General features: G+C 61.8%; 10 protein-coding genes and 4 pseudogenes. 7 read left to right on the top strand and 7 right to left on the bottom strand.

Features of this window, described 5'->3' with window-relative positions; translation table 11 throughout:
• Positions 1-130 precede the first annotated feature (130 nt).
• From glpX to L0Z65_RS09275, 3 genes and pseudogenes are all read right to left on the bottom strand, one after another.
• Positions 131-1,115: pseudogene (gene glpX, locus L0Z65_RS09285) on the bottom strand (class II fructose-bisphosphatase).
• 132 nt (positions 1,116-1,247) lie between these two features.
• Complete coding sequence (locus L0Z65_RS09280; RefSeq protein WP_040180893.1) at positions 1,248-2,534, bottom strand: homoserine dehydrogenase; 1,287 nt, start codon at positions 2,532-2,534, stop codon at positions 1,248-1,250.
• 182 nt (positions 2,535-2,716) lie between these two features.
• Complete coding sequence (locus L0Z65_RS09275) at positions 2,717-3,046, bottom strand: hypothetical protein (protein WP_405107010.1); 330 nt, start codon at positions 3,044-3,046, stop codon at positions 2,717-2,719.
• A gap of 97 nt (positions 3,047-3,143) precedes the next feature.
• Here L0Z65_RS09275 and L0Z65_RS09270 point away from each other — a divergent pair, with 97 nt between their 5' ends.
• On the top strand, positions 3,144-3,761 hold the full coding sequence (locus L0Z65_RS09270; protein ID WP_040180889.1) for a TetR/AcrR family transcriptional regulator: 618 nt from the start codon (positions 3,144-3,146) through the stop codon (positions 3,759-3,761).
• A 79-nt stretch (positions 3,762-3,840) separates the two neighbouring features.
• Here the strand turns inward: L0Z65_RS09270 and L0Z65_RS09265 are convergent, their stop codons facing one another.
• A complete protein-coding gene (locus L0Z65_RS09265) occupies positions 3,841-4,752 on the bottom strand; it encodes a pirin family protein (protein ID WP_405107007.1) in 912 nt (303 codons plus the stop codon).
• A gap of 233 nt (positions 4,753-4,985) precedes the next feature.
• Here L0Z65_RS09265 and L0Z65_RS09260 point away from each other — a divergent pair, with 233 nt between their 5' ends.
• Complete coding sequence (locus L0Z65_RS09260) at positions 4,986-5,501, top strand: hypothetical protein (protein WP_405107004.1); 516 nt, start codon at positions 4,986-4,988, stop codon at positions 5,499-5,501.
• Between the two features lie 89 nt (positions 5,502-5,590).
• Here the strand turns inward: L0Z65_RS09260 and L0Z65_RS09255 are convergent, their stop codons facing one another.
• The 3 genes from L0Z65_RS09255 to L0Z65_RS09245 are packed head-to-tail and all read right to left on the bottom strand — an operon-like array spanning position 5,591 to position 8,433.
• Positions 5,591-6,190, bottom strand: a complete 600-nt coding sequence (locus L0Z65_RS09255) for a TadE/TadG family type IV pilus assembly protein (protein WP_040173673.1) — start codon at positions 6,188-6,190, stop codon at positions 5,591-5,593.
• Positions 6,191-6,193: 3 nt separating this feature from the next.
• Positions 6,194-6,754, bottom strand: coding sequence for a TadE/TadG family type IV pilus assembly protein (locus tag L0Z65_RS09250; RefSeq protein WP_405107000.1), 561 nt, complete (start codon positions 6,752-6,754; stop codon positions 6,194-6,196).
• Positions 6,751-8,433, bottom strand: a complete 1,683-nt coding sequence (locus L0Z65_RS09245) for a pilus assembly protein TadG-related protein (RefSeq protein WP_118069927.1) — start codon at positions 8,431-8,433, stop codon at positions 6,751-6,753. Before L0Z65_RS09245 ends, L0Z65_RS09250 begins: the two co-directional genes overlap by 4 nt.
• Positions 8,434-8,791: 358 nt before the next feature.
• On the opposite strand from L0Z65_RS09245, the pseudogene L0Z65_RS09240 reads away from it, so the two are divergent.
• The 5 genes and pseudogenes from L0Z65_RS09240 to L0Z65_RS09220 all read left to right on the top strand — a co-directional run bounded on the left by L0Z65_RS09240 (position 8,792) and on the right by L0Z65_RS09220 (position 15,718).
• A pseudogene (locus L0Z65_RS09240) lies at positions 8,792-10,221 on the top strand (Glu/Leu/Phe/Val dehydrogenase).
• Between the two features lie 438 nt (positions 10,222-10,659).
• Positions 10,660-11,913 carry a sarcosine oxidase subunit beta family protein gene (locus tag L0Z65_RS09235; protein ID WP_405106996.1) on the top strand — a complete coding sequence of 418 codons (1,254 nt, stop codon included), beginning with the start codon at positions 10,660-10,662 and terminating at the stop codon, positions 11,911-11,913.
• A gap of 81 nt (positions 11,914-11,994) precedes the next feature.
• Positions 11,995-12,256 (top strand): annotated as a pseudogene (locus L0Z65_RS09230) (sarcosine oxidase subunit delta).
• Positions 12,256-15,180, top strand: a pseudogene (locus L0Z65_RS09225) (sarcosine oxidase subunit alpha family protein). The pseudogenes L0Z65_RS09230 and L0Z65_RS09225 overlap by 1 nt, the downstream one beginning before the upstream one ends.
• Positions 15,173-15,718: a sarcosine oxidase subunit gamma gene (locus tag L0Z65_RS09220; protein ID WP_405106993.1), complete on the top strand. Its 546-nt coding sequence runs from the start codon at positions 15,173-15,175 to the stop codon at positions 15,716-15,718. Before L0Z65_RS09225 ends, L0Z65_RS09220 begins: the two are co-directional and overlap by 8 nt.
• Position 15,719: the final 1 nt, after the last annotated feature.

Raw genomic sequence — 15,719 nt, 5'->3', positions numbered from 1 at the left:
TTTCCGCGTGCCTGCCCCGGGCGCTGACGGGGCGTTCTTATGGCAAAGGCCGGATCTGCGCGGACCCGGCCTTTCACCTTTCTTCAAATACTCAAAATCCAACCTTTGCGATACGTCGCAAGATCAGATCCTACTGATGCGCGCTGAGCGGCGTCCGGTAGCTCATCCGGCGCACGGAGCCGGTTTTGGAGCGCATCAGCAGTGTGGTGGTTTCGACCCAGCCCGGCTGACGTTTGATCGCGGGCAGCAGCGAGCCGCCGGTGACGCCGGTGGCTGCAAAGATCACATCGCTGGTGACCATCTCGTCGCGGGCATAGACGCGGTCCAGATCGGTGATGCCGGCCTTGGCGGCGCGGGCTTTCTCATCATCGTTGCGGAACAACAAGCGGCCAAAGATTTGACCCCCCATGCATTTCAACGCAGCTGCCGCCAGCACACCCTCAGGGGCGCCGCCCTGACCCATATACATGTCGATGCCGGTAATTTCAGATTCGGCGCAATGCATCACGCCTAGCCACATCGCCGTCGGTGATCAGGCGGATGGCGGCGCCGGTTTCGCGGACTTCAGCGATCATCGCCTCGTGGCGGGGGCGCTCCAGAATGCAGACGGTGATGTCAGAGGGGGCGCAGCCCTTGGCCTTGGCCAGCGCCTCAACCCGTTCGCGCGGGCTCATGTCCAGCGATACGACATTTTCCGGCAGGCCCGGACCGACGGCCAGCTTGTCCATATAGGTGTCCGGCGCGTGCAGCATAGAGCCGCGCGGCCCCATTGCGATCACGGTCAGCGCGTTCGGCATATCCTTGGCGGTCAGCGTGGTGCCTTCGAGCGGGTCCAGCGCGATATCAACGCCGGGGCCTTTGCCGGTGCCGACTTCCTCACCGATAAAGAGCATGGGCGCTTCGTCCCGCTCCCCTTCGCCGATAACCACGACGCCTGCGATATCCAAGAGGTTCAGCTGTTCGCGCATGGCGTTGACAGCGGCCTGATCGGCGGCTTTCTCGTCGCCGCGACCAATCAGCGGTGCAGAGGCCAGAGCGGCCTGTTCGGCCACGCGGGCCAGGCCGAGCGACAGCAGGCGGTCGTTAAATGCGGCGTCGTTGGTGTCAGAAGTCATAGCCAATGTCCTATCTCAATCCCTGGTCGGTGCCGTCGCATACCCTGCATCTGGCAGCGCGGGCAAGGGCGGTTGGCGGTAACGGGCCGTCGCAATTGGCGCCGATACCGGTGTTTTTATATCTGATGGCGCTCAGACCTCTTCGATGCGCAGCGCAACAGGCTCACTGGCCACAACATCGGTCTTGGCCAGATCTTCCAGTGCCGTCTGCAGGGTGCTGGAGGTGCATTTATGTGTCACGATCAGCACGGGCGCGGTCGGCTCGGAGTGGCCGTATTGGCGCATCCGGTCGATGGAGATCCCCGCATTGCCAAGCGCAGCGGCCACCTTTGCCAATGCGCCGGGTTTGTCCAGCAGGGCGAGGCGCAGATAATGCGGCGCGGCAAGGCTGGTCTGGGCTGCAGGGGCATTCTCCAAAGAGGTCGCAGGCTGCCCGAAGGTGGCCAGACGGCTGCCGCGGGCCAGATCGCAGATGTCACCAAGGACGGCGCTGGCGGTTGGGCCTTCGCCGGCACCGGGGCCGCGCAGGACGATCTGTTCGACCGCGTCGCCTTCGATCACCACCATATTGGTGCCGCCTTCGAGCTGGCCGAGCGGCGAGTTTGCAGGTACCAGACAGGGCGACATGCGCTGTTCCAGCCCACGCCCGGTGCGCTGTGCGACGCCCAGAAGCTTGATCCGGTAGCCCATATCGGCGGCGTGGCGGATGTCGTCCAGGCTGATGCGCTGGATGCCTTCCAGCTGCACATCGTCAAAGGCAGGCTTGGTGCCAAAGGCGATGGCGGAGAGGATCGCCAGCTTGTGTCCGGCGTCGATGCCGCCCACATCCAGATTGGGATCAGCCTCAAGATAGCCAAGGCGGCCACATTCCTCAAACAGGGCGTTGTAGCCCTGGCCGGTGGCTTCCATCTGGGTCAGAATATAGTTGCAGGTGCCGTTCATCACGCCCATGACGCGGGTGATTTCATTGCCTGCCAGACCTTCGGTCAGGGATTTGATCACCGGGATGCCGCCCGCGACAGCCGCTTCAAAGCGGATCACGCGGCCTGCGGCCTCGGCCTGTTCAGCCAGCGCCTGACCGTGGATCGCAAGCAACGCCTTATTGGCGGTGACAACGTCTTTGCCTGCCTCCAGCGCGGCCTCGGTCGCGGCCTTGGCGGCGCCTTCATGGCCGCCCATCAGCTCCACAAAGACATCGACATCGTCGCGGGTGGCCAGCGCCACAGGGTCGGTTTCCCAAGCATAATCGCCAAGCGGCACGCCACGGTCCTTGCCCGCGTCCCGGGCGGAGACCGCTGTGATCTGGATCTGGCGTCCGGTGCGGGCCTCCAGCATGGCTGCCTGACGGCGGATGATCTTGATCACGCCGGTGCCAACCGTGCCCAAACCTGCAATACCAAGGCGAAGCGGCTCTGTCATAGCTGGGGATCCTTTATTTCCGAAAGACGTCTCCCCGCCTTAGCGGGTTCGGCGCAGCGGTGCAACGGCGGCGGCGGTAAGCGGCGGACAAATCCCAGGGCAGGGCCTGTGTTGCTGTGATATCAGGCGGCTTTGCTCATGGCTGCGGGGGCTGCCGGGGCTGCCAAGCGGCGTGTCCCGCGTCAGGGTTGCGCGGCGCGCAGCCGATCAGCGCGGGCCTGCAAGCGGGCGGCGCGGGCATCCAGCGTGTCTTCCAGCGCTTTGCTCTCCTCCGCTGCGGGGGTGCTGGGCTGAAGTGCATCTTCCAAGGGCACAAGGGCAGGGTAGTCGGCGCCGCGCAGATCGGGGGTGAGTCGGTCTTCCAGCTCCGGCACGCGGGCACAGGCAGAGATGAGTGCAGCTGCGGCGAGCAGGGGAAACAGCCGAGAATACCGGCGGACGGGCGCCGATGCCGGAGTTGCACAGATGATGGGCATCGGGGGTCGGTTTTTGGGCTGTGCGGGCGATTGCATTAAAACCATCCTTGTTCACTATTCCCTTGATGCACATATTGGTGAAAAGGCACAAGCGGGGCTTTTATCTGAACGAATGTTCATATAAAATCGAGAGATGGCACGTACCCAAGGTTCACATTCCGATATCACCGGTCCGCGCATCCGTGCTGCGGCGCTGAAGCTGTTTGCCCAGCATGGCTATGCGGCGGTCTCCATGCGCCAGATCGCATCCGAGGTCGGGGTGCAGGCCGGGGCGCTTTATAACTACACCCCTGACAAGCAGAGCCTGTTGTTCAGTCTGATGGAAGGTCATATGACCGAGCTGTTGCAGGCCTGGCAGGATCTGCGGGCCCCGGATCAGACGGTGCCGTCTGGCGGTGCCGAGGATCATGTTCTGGCGCGGCTTGAGGCCTTTACCCGGTTTCACATTCGCTTCCATCTGGAGCGGCCGGATGCGGTTTTCATCGCTTATATGGAGCTGCGGAACCTGTCGGAAGACAATTTCACCGCGATCGAGTCCCTGCGTCGCGAATATGAGAATGCGCTGGAAACAATCCTGAAGGACGGGGTGCGGCTGGGCGTGTTTCATATCCCCGACACCAAAATCGCGACTCTGGCGGTGATCGCGATGCTGAACGGTGTAATGACCTGGTATCGCAGCGGCGGACGTCTGTCGCTGGACGAGGTCGAGGCGATTTACTGGGATATGGTGCAGAAATCTGTACGTGGCTGAACCCGGCCCGCCTGAATCCGTACAATTAAGGATCGGCGCCGCGCAGCAACGCGGCACCGACATGTCGTCTGGGGCGGATCTAATGGGCTGGTCGGATGAACTGACCATTGCGCAGATCCCTGAAGGCCTGCCGCAGCTCATCCTGTGTGTTCATGACAATTGGGCCATGCCAGGCTACGGGCTCCTCAATCGGGGCGCCTGAGATCAGCAGGAAGCGGACGCCCTCCGGGCCAGCCTGTACGGTGATTTCTTCACCGCTGCCAAACCGGACCAGCGTACGATCGCCGGACATGTCGCGGATGTGCAGCTCCTCGCCCGCGACCTCTTTTTCCAGCAGCACGCCCTGCGGCGTTGCAGCATCGACAAAGGCGCCCTGACCGGCAAAGACATAGGCAAAGGCGCGCCGGTAGGTGTCGATGCGGAAGGTCTTCTTCACGCCGGGCGGGACGGAGACATCCAGATATTGCGGGTCAGCAGCGATGCCATCGACGGGACCGCGTTTGCCCCAGAAGTCACCAACAATGACCTTCACCCGGGTGCCGTCGTCATCAATCACCTCGGGAATATCCTTGGCGGTGATGTCCTGATAGCGCGGCGCGGTCATTTTCTGGCTGGCGGGCAGGTTGCCCCAGAGCTGGAAACCGTGCATCTGGCCCTTAGCGTTTCCTTTCGGCATTTCCTGGTGCAGGATGCCTGACCCTGCGGTCATCCACTGGACATCTCCCGCGCCCAAGGTGCCGTTATTGCCCAATGAGTCGCCATGGTGAACGGTCCCGTCCAGCACATAGGTGATGGTCTCGATTCCCCGGTGTGGGTGCCAGGGGAAACCGGCCTCGAAATCTTCGGGGTGGTCATTGCGGAAGTCGTCGAACAGCAGGAAGGGGTCCAGCTCGCTCGGGTCGTGAAAACCAAAGGCGCGGTGCAGTTTGACGCCTGCGCCTTCCAGCGCCGGTGTGGCAGGGCGGGTTTCCAGGATGGGACGGATCGACATGGCGGGTCTCCGGTTGCTGTGTATGCCCTCATAGATAAGCCTGTGCGAGTGTGTCGGGAAGGCCCGCGTGTTAACTTCCCGTGTGCGCTGACGCACATATATGGGCTGTGCGAGCCGCTTTCCGGGACACCGTCACAACAGGGGGCTATGCCCCTTGGCGCAATCAGGCTACATCCGCCGGGATCGGCCCCAAGGTGCAGACGGGGCTGAAGACCAGGGTGAGGACATAGGTGATGGGCCAGAGGGCGGGATCGGGCGAAATGAAGGATGAGATTTTGGCAACTGTTGATGCCTCCGCGCCGCGGCGGGTGCTGGCAGTGGTGATGCTGATCGTGGTCGGCGCGCTGGCAATCTATGTGGCGCTGGCCACACCGCCAGCCCCCCATTGGCTGGTCTTTCTGCTGGCCATCGGCGTCTTCTGCCTATGGCTGGCCATGCGTCTGTGGCAGGCCACCGCATTGCGGATTGAACTGACCGACGAGGTGCTGCGCAGCTCCGACGGGGCGGTGATTGCCAAGGTGGCGGATGTTGTTGCGGTGGATCGCGGGGTGTTTGCGTTCAAACCATCAAACGGCTTTCTGATCCGAACCGCCACCAAGGGGGCGCGCAGCTGGCGGCCGGGGCTTTGGTGGCGACTGGGGCACCGGATTGGCATTGGAGGTGTGACGCCGGGCGCGCAGAGCAAATCCATGGCAGAAATCCTCGCCATCATGATTGCGCGGCGTGAGGCGGGACAGTCGCAGGTCTGAGGCGGCATATGTATCGTCGAACAGAAAAAGGCGCCACCGATGCCGGAGGCGCCTTCGTTGATTAAGCCGCTGGCCTAAAGCGAAGTGCTTTAGTCTGTGGGGCCGCTATTGTCGTCGTGGCTGCCACCACCGCTGTCCTGACCTTCGAATTTCACCTGCGGTGCAAAACGCGGGCGAGTGAAGACGAAATTCTGGATATCCATATCGGGCAGGCCAACATTGAAGGCGGGGTCAATATCGTTCTTGGTTTCCACCAGAATGACCCGCTCCTGATCCGGCATGGTCGGCAGATCATCCTTGACCTCTTGAATGTTGCCGTCCTGCCATTCGGTGAATTTGCCGCCACGCACCTTGGACCAGTCCACGTAGTAGCGGTTATCATCCTCGTCCCAGCGGATCACCGAGATCCTGAGAGAAATAGAGGAGTCGACGCGGATCAGTAGCTTGGCCAGATCGTGCATGCTGTCGATGTAATCCTCATTCAGGGTCGAGGTTTCGCGCGAGATCAGATCCGAGATCGTATATGCGGCTTTTAGATTCACCCCTTCCTGACGGAACGCATCAAAATAGGTGTAGATTGCTGCAAAGACGCCGAGCAGCAATGGCATATAGAAGGCAAACTCAACCGAGACCGAGCCATCGGTTTCGCGTCTGTAGCGGCGGAACAGGGTGCGGATACGGGTCAACATGGCTTACCGGGGCTCCTGAACAAAGGCTGAGGTTGCATAGAGGCGGATCCGGCCGTCGGCGTCATTGTCCATATCGTCAGCCAGACCCCAATGAGGGAACACGGGCTTCATGGCCATACAGGCGCGGATGAACATCAACTCGTTGGAATCGCCGGTGACAAAATTGCGCACGGGCTGCACGTCCTCAACCCGGTTGATGCAATCGGGAACCGGGTCAACCGGCGTCCAGGCATAAGGGTCAACCTGTACCATCTCGAGCCGCAGCGACGTGCCGCAGTTGCGGATGAAACCGGAGCGGCGGCAAACCTCGTCGCGGATCTCATTGTGTTGCTTTGGTACGCCGGTCGAAAGGCGCAGGCCCCGCACGGTCTGATCCAGCGCCCGTTCCAGCATGGATTGCTGAATGGTGATCATGCCGAGTTCCACCGTATTCATCAGCAGAAACAGAAAGGCCGGGATCACAATGGCAAATTCCACTGTGGCGTTGCCATCCTCGCGCTTGCGAAACAGGCGCAGCGCGCGGCGCAGCCGATTTGCCTTTTGATGTTGGCTCCGGCGGGTCATTGCGTCAGCCTCAGCTGGCGGATCGACGTCGCGATGGAGGCAAAGGCGTCGCGGATCTCAAGCCCGCGCACATCAAAGTGATGGGCATCCGAGCTGGCACAATCCTTCAGCACCGCGGTGCCGCTGCTGGGCGCCTCAAAACCGATGGTGTAGACAACGATGCCCTGGTTTTTGGCGGCGTTGCAGACCGCGCGGGTGCGGGCGTTTTTGGTGCTGGTGTTCCAGTAGTCATAGACGCCGTAGTACCAGACGCTGCGCGCTGAGGACTGGCCCATCCAGTCGCCATAGAGGTACTTGTAGAGATACTTCAGCGAGGTTTCACCAAACAGTTCGCCCCAGCTCAGGCGTTTGACATTCTCAGGCTCTCCCTGCTCATCCTGCCACCAGCAGCTGTAGCTGCCGCATTTACGATAGCTGCCCTGACCGTAGGCGTGATCCTCCCAGCGGTTCATGCGATCCCACCAGTATTTATCGCGTTGCGGATCATAGAGTGAGTAGCGCGGGTTCGATCCGGTGGCGGCAGAGTTGTACCAGACGTCGGAGGATCCTTCGCGGTGGTCGGACTCGACATAGTACTGGTTGGTATTCTTGCCGTCGGTCATCAGCACGATAACCTTGACCGTTTCGTGGTCATTGAAGGCCGCAGGGCGATTGTTGAACGTTGCGGGCACCATGGCGCCGCCGCCCGATGCCAGCGCGCTGATGGCGGGACGCGCACTTGGGTCGAGCAGGGCAGTGCCCCATTTCATGCCAACATCAATTGATGTGTTGCCTTCTGCCTGAAGGCCGTCAATGAAGCCTTTGAGCGTGTTTGCATCTTTCTGGAACGGCAGAATTTCACGGTTGGCACTGTCTTCGCAGGTCGGGCTGTCCAGCGGGTTTGCGCTGGCGCGGTAGTCACTGCCGGACCAAACGCTGAAGTGCATCGTCCGGTCCAGTTCCTGGGTGGTGGACAGGGCGGTGGTCTGAAAATGGCTGCCGACAAAATTCACACAGTTGGAATAGGCGTGCTCATCCGTGGTGTTGTACTGATCCATCAACTCGGTCGGCAGGCTGACCTGTGTGGCGTAGGGGATGATGGAGATCGACATCTTGTTGTCGATGGTATTGGCGATCATCGTATCGACGAAGTCTTTTGCCGCAACCTTGAGGTTGGCCAGACGGCTGTTGCTGCGCATCGATCCGGAGACATCCAGCACCAATGAGATTTCCAGCCCGTCGATGCTCTCTTCGGCGCGGGAGGTCGCATAGAGCGGCATGTCCTGCCCGCTTGAGAACTTCAGCATGTGGGTTTCAAATGTGGTGTCGATGGTGCTTTGCACCTTTTTGAACCCAAGCCCGGTTTCAGCCACCGGAGGTGTGTAGTATTTATTAAGCCCCGCCTTGCTGAGGTAGTCCTGAACCACCGCCGCAGGCGGCAGGGGCTGGTCAAGATCGGCCGCAGCCAGAACCGCGCGGTCGAGGGTATATTGCAGGATGGTGCGGTCCCGTTCCATGCGCATCAGATCAACGCCGATCCCGCCAACGGCCAGCATCGACAGCAAGAAGCCGACCATGGGTTTCAGCAGCACGCCCGAGTCATCCTGCCGGAAGGCGCGCAGCTGTGCCCCGCTGCGGATGCAGGCGGTCAGGCAGGCCTGTCGGGCCGCGATGGATATCTTGTCAAAACGCATAGTCATGTGTCGAACCCCCAGCCGCTTAACCCCCCGGCGCAGCGCCATCAGAAATGGAATTTCACACTTATTAATGCTTTATGAAGGTGGCGGAATTGGGGCGTATACCGGACCAAATCGCGCGCATTGTCCTTGATTTTAACGGTAATGCGGCGCTCATGCGCGGGTTGTTCGGGGTGCGTCAACAAACCGGAAGCGACCTGCAAAACGCGGCGACTCAGTCAAATGCCGCATGTCCTCAATTTGCCTAATATTGATTCTTTTTGCGCGGGAATGGTCAAAAAGGTCGCACCTTCTTAATCCAAGAGTCATAGTGTCGGGACACTATCTCACTGAGTCGACGCAGAAGCACGGAGTACAGCCGATGAGCAGTGCAACAGAACCCAGTTTTCGCCAGAGTGTGGACCTGATGTTCAACAGGGCGGTGTCCCTGATGGACCTGCCACCGGGCCTGGAAGAGAAGATCAGGGTTTGCAACGCGACCTATACTGTACGCTTTGGCGTGCGGCTGCGGGGGGGATCCAGACCTTCACCGGGTATCGTTCGGTGCATTCCGAACATATGGAACCCGTGAAGGGCGGCATCCGCTATGCGATGGGCGTGAACCAGGATGAGGTTGAGGCGCTGGCGGCGCTGATGACCTATAAATGCGCGCTGGTTGAGGCGCCGTTTGGCGGCTCCAAGGGCGGGTTGTGCATCGATCCGCGCCAGTATGAGGAGCATGAGCTGGAGCTGATCACCCGCCGTTTCGCCTATGAGCTGGCCAAACGCGATCTGATCAACCCCTCCCAGAACGTTCCGGCCCCGGATATGGGCACTGGCGAGCGTGAAATGGCGTGGATTGCCGACCAATATGCGCGGATGAACACCACCGATATCAACGCCAAGGCCTGTGTCACCGGCAAACCGCTGAATGCGGGCGGTATCGCTGGCCGGGTCGAGGCAACGGGCCGCGGCGTGCAATATGCGCTGCGCGAGTTCTTCCGCAACCCGGAGGATGTGGCCGCTGCGAAGATGGACGGGTCGCTGGATGGCAAGCGCGTCATCGTTCAGGGGCTCGGCAATGTGGGCTACCACGCGGCGAAGTTCCTGATGTCGGAAGATGGCGCCAAGATCACCGCCGTAATCGAACGCGATGGCGGTCTGATTGACGAAAACGGTCTTGATATCGAAGCGGTGTTCCAGTGGATCGCCAGCAATGGCGGCGTTACGGGCTACCCGGATGCGCGGTACGTCGAAAACGGCGCGCTGCTGCTTGAAGAGGACTGCGACATCCTGATCCCGGCGGCGCTGGAGGGGGTGATCAACCTCACCAATGCGGCCAACATCAAGGCGCGGCTGATCATTGAAGCGGCGAATGGCCCCGTCACTGCGGGCGCGGATGAGATCCTGCGCGACAAAGGGACCGTGATCATTCCCGACATGTACGCCAACGCGGGCGGTGTGACGGTGTCCTACTTCGAATGGGTGAAGAACCTCAGCCACATTCGTTTTGGCCGGATGCAGCGCCGTCAGGAAGAGGCGCGTCACCAGCTGGTGGTGGATGAGCTGGAAGCTCTGTCCGAAAGCCTGGGCAAGACCTGGACGCTGAACCCCAAGTTCACCGAGCGTTATCTGCGCGGGGCGGATGAGCTGGAGCTGGTGCGCTCGGGTCTGGATGACACCATGCGCACGGCCTATCAGTCGATGCGGGAGGTCTGGCACGGCCGCAACGATGTCACCGATTTGCGCACCGCCGCTTATCTGGTCTCCATCGATAAGGTTGCCAAGAGCTACCGCGCCAAGGGGCTCTGACAGGCGCAGAGGCACCGCAGCATCAGCTGTATTAACAGGAGGCGGGGTTTCCCGCCTCTTTTTTATTGGCGGACCGGGTCTCAATGAACCGGCGCAAAGTGACTGCGATTTGGCGGCGGTTTGCCCGGTGATCACGGGAGCAGTTCACGGGATGCAGTTTTGCCGCAATCACCGTCAATGGTTGGGGGAAGAACGCGGTCCCACGCCTGATCTTGCCGAACTGCGACCCTTTGTTCCTTCGCGAGGTCGGCATTGGCACTAGACAGACATGTCCTGAACATGGTGCTGATATCGTCAAGATGACGTCCGACGCGGCGCGCGTGGGGCTGGTATCTGGGCGCAGATCGCGCCAGACTGTCGCTCAGGCGGCGTCCGCGACCCTGTCCGACCACACGTGGCGGCAGGCGGGGGCCCCGACGGGACGAGAAGGGGGCGGGAATGCGATTTTCTGGCTGGCGCGTGCTGCGTGAAGGGCTGACAGGCAACCGGGGCTGGCAGGGCCATTGGCGTGACCCGGATCCGAAACCGCAGTATGATGCGGTGATCATCGGGGGCGGGGGCCATGGGCTTGCGACCGCCTACTATCTTGCCAAGGATCACGGCATGACCAAGATCGCCGTGCTGGAGCGCGGCTATATCGGCGGTGGCAATGTGGGGCGCAACACCACCATCGTGCGGGCAAATTATTATCTGCCGGGCAACTCTGAGTTCTACTCCCATTCCCTGAAGCTGTGGGAGGGGCTGGAACAAGATCTGAATTACAACGCGATGATGTCGCAGCGCGGGATTTTGAACGTTTTTCACAATGATGCACAACGTGACAGCGCCGTGCGGCGGGCGAATGCGATCATCAATCAGGGCGATGACGCCGAGATCCTGTCCCGCGATCAGCTGCGCGACATGGTGCCGCTGCTGAATTATGCCAACAATCGCTTTCCCATTCAGGGGGCGCTGTTGCAGCGCCGTGCGGGCACGGCGCGCCATGATGCGGTGGCCTGGGGTTTTGCACGGGGGGCGGACCAGCGCGGTGTTGATATCCTGCAGAACTGTGAGGTGACCGGCATTCGGACTGAGGGTGGCAAGGTCATCGGGGTTGAGACCTCCCGTGGTCTGATCCGCGCGGGCAAGGTCGCTATGGCCGCCGCCGGGCGGTCCAGTCAGGTTGCGGCCATGGCTGGTCTGACCCTGCCGATTGAGAGCCATGTCCTGCAGGCTTTTGTCTCAGAGGGGCTGAAGCCGATCATTGATCATGTGCTCACCTTTGCTGAGGGGCATTTGTATATCAGCCAGTCGGATAAGGGCGGGTTGGTTTTTGGCAGCTACCTGGATCTCTACGCGTCTTATGCGGCGCGGGGGAATCTGCCGATGGTGGAACACACGATGGAGGCCTGCATGGCGATGTTGCCCGCCATCGGCAAGGCGCGGCTGCTGCGCAGCTGGGGTGGTATCATGGATATGACACCGGATGGCTCACCCATCATCGACCGGACATCGATTGAGGGGCTCTATCTCAATGCGGGCTGGTGCTACGGCGGCTTTAAGGCGACGCCGGCCTCTGGGCAATGCTATGCACATCTGATCGCGACGGACCGCCCCCATGAGGCGGCAGCGGGGTTCCGGCTGGACCGATTTGAAACGGGCCGTGGCCTGATGGATGAGGAGGCGACCGGTGCGCAGCATAATCTGCATTGACCCCAGCATTCCCGAACGAACACCTGTGGCCGCCGCAGAGGCGGGGATGAGTATTTTTGGAAAGGTGAAAGGGCGTCAACCATGAGGATTACCTGCCCCCTATGTGGTGAGCGCGACCGGCGCGAGTTCTATTACCGCGGGGCTGCGCTTGCGGCTCCCGCAGAGGGCGACAGTCCTGAGGTCTGGCATGCGCATGTCCATCTGCGGGACAATCCCGCCAAGCCCGGTTGAGGAGTGGTGGTATCATCAGCAGGGCTGCGGCAGCTGGATCCGGGTTCGGCGGGACACTGCCAGCCACGAAATGCTCGCGGCCCAGTTGGCCACATCCGGGGAGGAGGGCTGATGCGGATCGCGGGCTGGGAAGGCGCAGCGGAGGCGCGCGAGGTTGGCTTTTCCTTCAATGGGCGCGCCTTAAGGGGGCGGGAAGGGGAGCCGCTGGCGGCGGCGCTTCTGGCCAATGACATTCATCTGGTGGGGCGGTCGTTCAAATATCACCGCCCACGCGGCATCTTGACTGCAGGCAGTGAAGAACCCAACGCGCTGGTCACCGTGGGAGAAGGGGCCGCACAAGAGCCCAATCTGCGGGCAACAACGCTGCCCGTGTATGAAGGACTTGCGGCACGTAGTCAGAACTGCTGGCCGTCGGTTGGGTTTGACGCCATGGCAGTGAACGATCTGGCAGCGCCGTTTCTGGGCGCGGGGTTCTACTACAAGACCTTCATGTGGTCGAGCAGCGTTCTGGGAAAAGATCTATGAGCCGATCATCCGGCGCGCCGCCGGGCTGGGGGCATTGTCTGGTGCGCCGGATGATGCGACCTACGAGAAGGCTTATGGGTTCTGCGATCTCTTGGTGATCGGGGCCGGGCCTGCGGGGTTGATGGCGGCGCTGACGGCGGCGCGGGGTGGTGCGGATGTGATCCTGTGTGACGAGGACAGCACCCCGGGCGGAAGACTGTTGAGTGAGCGGGAAACCATCGCGGGTCTGCCTGCGCGAGAGTGGGTCGCCAATGCGGTGGCAGAGCTGGACAGTCTGGACAATGTACGCCGTATGACCCGCACCACCGTGACCGGGGTCTATGATCAGGGCACCTATGGGGCGCTGGAAACACCGCCGCAGCAGGCAGGAGCCGCGCCGCGCGCCTGTTTCTGGCGGCTGGTGGCCAAACGGGCGATCCAGGCGGCGGGCGCGTTGGAGCGGCCTGTGGCCTTTGCCAATAATGACCGACCAGGGATTATGATGGCCGGGGCCGTGCGCAGCTATCTCAATCGTTGGGGGGTGGCGCCGGGGGAACGGGTGGCCGTGTTTGCCAACAACGATGACGCGCACCGCACGGCACAGGATCTGGTGGCGGCGGGGGTGCATGTGGCGGCGGTGATCGACAGCCGCCATGACGCCCCGCTGAGCCCTGATTTCCGGGTGATCCGGGGGGCACAGGTCTGCAATGCCTCCGGGCGACAACGGTTGGAGAGCCTGACCCTGCGTTCGGTTTCGGGGGAGGAAAAGTTGCAGGCTGACTGTCTGGCGATGTCCGGTGGTTGGAATCCGACGCTGCATCTGACCTGCCATCTGAACGGGCGGCCCCGTTGGCGGCGGGACCTTGCGTGTTTTGTGCCGCAGGATGGTGCGGTTCCCGGGCTGGAGCCCGTGGGGGCCTGTCGCGGACGGTTTACCACCGCGGCGGCCTTGCAGGACGGGGCTGAGGCGGGCGCGGGCGCGCTTGAGGCCTTGGGCAAGCGGGCGGTTGCGGCAGAGGTGCCTGAGGCAGAGCAGGCTGAGTATCGCATCTCCCCACTGTGGTCGGTGCCGGGGCGTGGGCGCGCCTGGGTTGATTTTCAGAACGATGTCACGGTCAAGGATATCTGTCAGGCCGGGCGCGAGAACTTCCGCTCGGTCGAGCATATGAAGCGCTACACCACCCAAGGGATGGCCACGGATCAGGGCAAAAGCTCAAACGTGGTTGCGCTGGCGGTTCTGGCGGAGGCTACGGGGCGCAGTATCCCCGAGACCGGCACCACCACGTTCCGCCCACCTTATGTGCCGGTGCCGATCGGCGTAATGGGGGCGGGGGCCGAAGATCAGGGCTTTGCGCCCCGGCGGCTGCTGACCTCGCACCGGCTGGCGGAGGATATGGGCGCCCATATGATGGAGGTGGGGCTTTGGTATCGGGCCAGCTACTTCCCAAAAGCTGGCGAGACCCATTGGCGGCAGTCCTGCGACCGCGAGGTCGGGTATGTGCGTAATGCGGTGGGGGTCGCAGATGTCTCCACCCTCGGCAAGATTGATATTCAGGGACCGGATGCGGCGCAGCTGCTGGATTATGTCTATGCCAATGGCTTTGCCAAGCTGAAACCGGGTCGTGTGCGCTACGGTCTGATGCTGCGCGAAGATGGGTTTGTGATGGATGATGGCACCACCGCCTGTCTGGCGCAGAACCACTATGTGATGACCACAACCACCGCTGCGGCCGGGCAAGTCATGGCGCATCTGGAGTTCGTAACCCAGGCATTGCACCCCGATTGGGATGTGCGGATCAATTCCGTGACCGAGCAATGGGCGCAGTTTTCCATCGCCGGTCCCAAGGCGCGCGCGTTGTTGCAGGATCTGCTTGGCGCGGATTTTGTGGCTGAGGACTGGCCGTTCATGGCTTGTGGTGAGATCGCGCTGGGTGAGATTACCGCGCGGCTGTTCCGGATCTCCTTCTCGGGTGAGGAGGCTTATGAGCTGGCGGTGCCTAAGCGCGCTACGGTGAGAGCCTCTTTGGCGAGTTGCTGCGCCGGGCCGAGGCGCTGGGCGGTGGGGCCTACGGGTTGGAGGCCCTGAATGTCCTGCGGATTGAAAAAGGGTTTCTGACCCATGCCGAGATCAATGGCACGGCGACGCTACATGATCTGGGGTTTGATGGAATGTTGCGCTCCGGTAAGCTCTGCGTGGGCCGCGAGATGGCATTGCGCGCTGGGTTGGTCGACAAGACCCGCATGCGGCTGGTGGGGATCAAACCCACCGGTGCGGTGCAGCAACTGACAGCCGGGGCGCATCTGTTCGACCCGGAGGATCCGGTCACGCGGGTATCTGATCAGGGCTATGTGACCTCGGTCTGCTATTCGCCGACATTGGGCCGTATGATTGGTCTGGCGCTGATCAAGGCTAGCCCGGACAGGATCGGTGATCCTATTCGGATGGTGGATCACACGGCTGGTCTGGATACGTTGTGTGAGATTGTGGAGCCAGTGTTCTTTGATCCGGAAGGGGAGCGTGCCCGTGGTTGAATTGAGTGCAAAAACCCCCTGTGCCGGGCTGCTGCCCTTAGAGGTCGGGGCGCTGTCGCTGACTGAAGCGCCGGATGAAGAGAGGAAGACGCTGGCGCCCTATGCTGGGCAGGCGGGCGCGCTTTCGGCTGCCTTGGAGGCGGCGCATGGGCTGCGCTGGCCGGGACCGAACCGCAGCCATGCCAAGGCGGGCGCGCGGATTATCTGGTTTGGCCGAGAGATGGCCCTGCTGAGCGGCGTCCGGCCGGATCCTGTGCTGGCAGACCATGCTGCGCTTACCGATCAAAGTGACGGCTGGGCGGTGGTCCGGCTGGAGGGGGCGCAGGGAGATGCGGTGCTGGCGCGGCTCTGCCCGGTGGATCTGCGGCCAGCTGTGTTCAAACGCGGCCACACGGTTCGCTGTGAGTTGAAACATATGGCGGCATCCATCACGCGGCTTGGGCCAAAGACCCTGCAGATCATGGTGTTCCGCTCCATGGCGGAGACACTTGTGGATGATCTGAAAACAGCGATGGAAGCTGTCGCGGCACGGGGGTAAT

The sequence above is a fragment of the Phaeobacter sp. BS52 genome (assembly GCF_045040595.1).
Lineage (GTDB): Bacteria > Pseudomonadota > Alphaproteobacteria > Rhodobacterales > Rhodobacteraceae > Phaeobacter > Phaeobacter piscinae.
The sequence above is the reverse complement of the archived record's forward strand: the minus strand, read 5'-3'. Positions and strand labels throughout refer to the sequence as shown.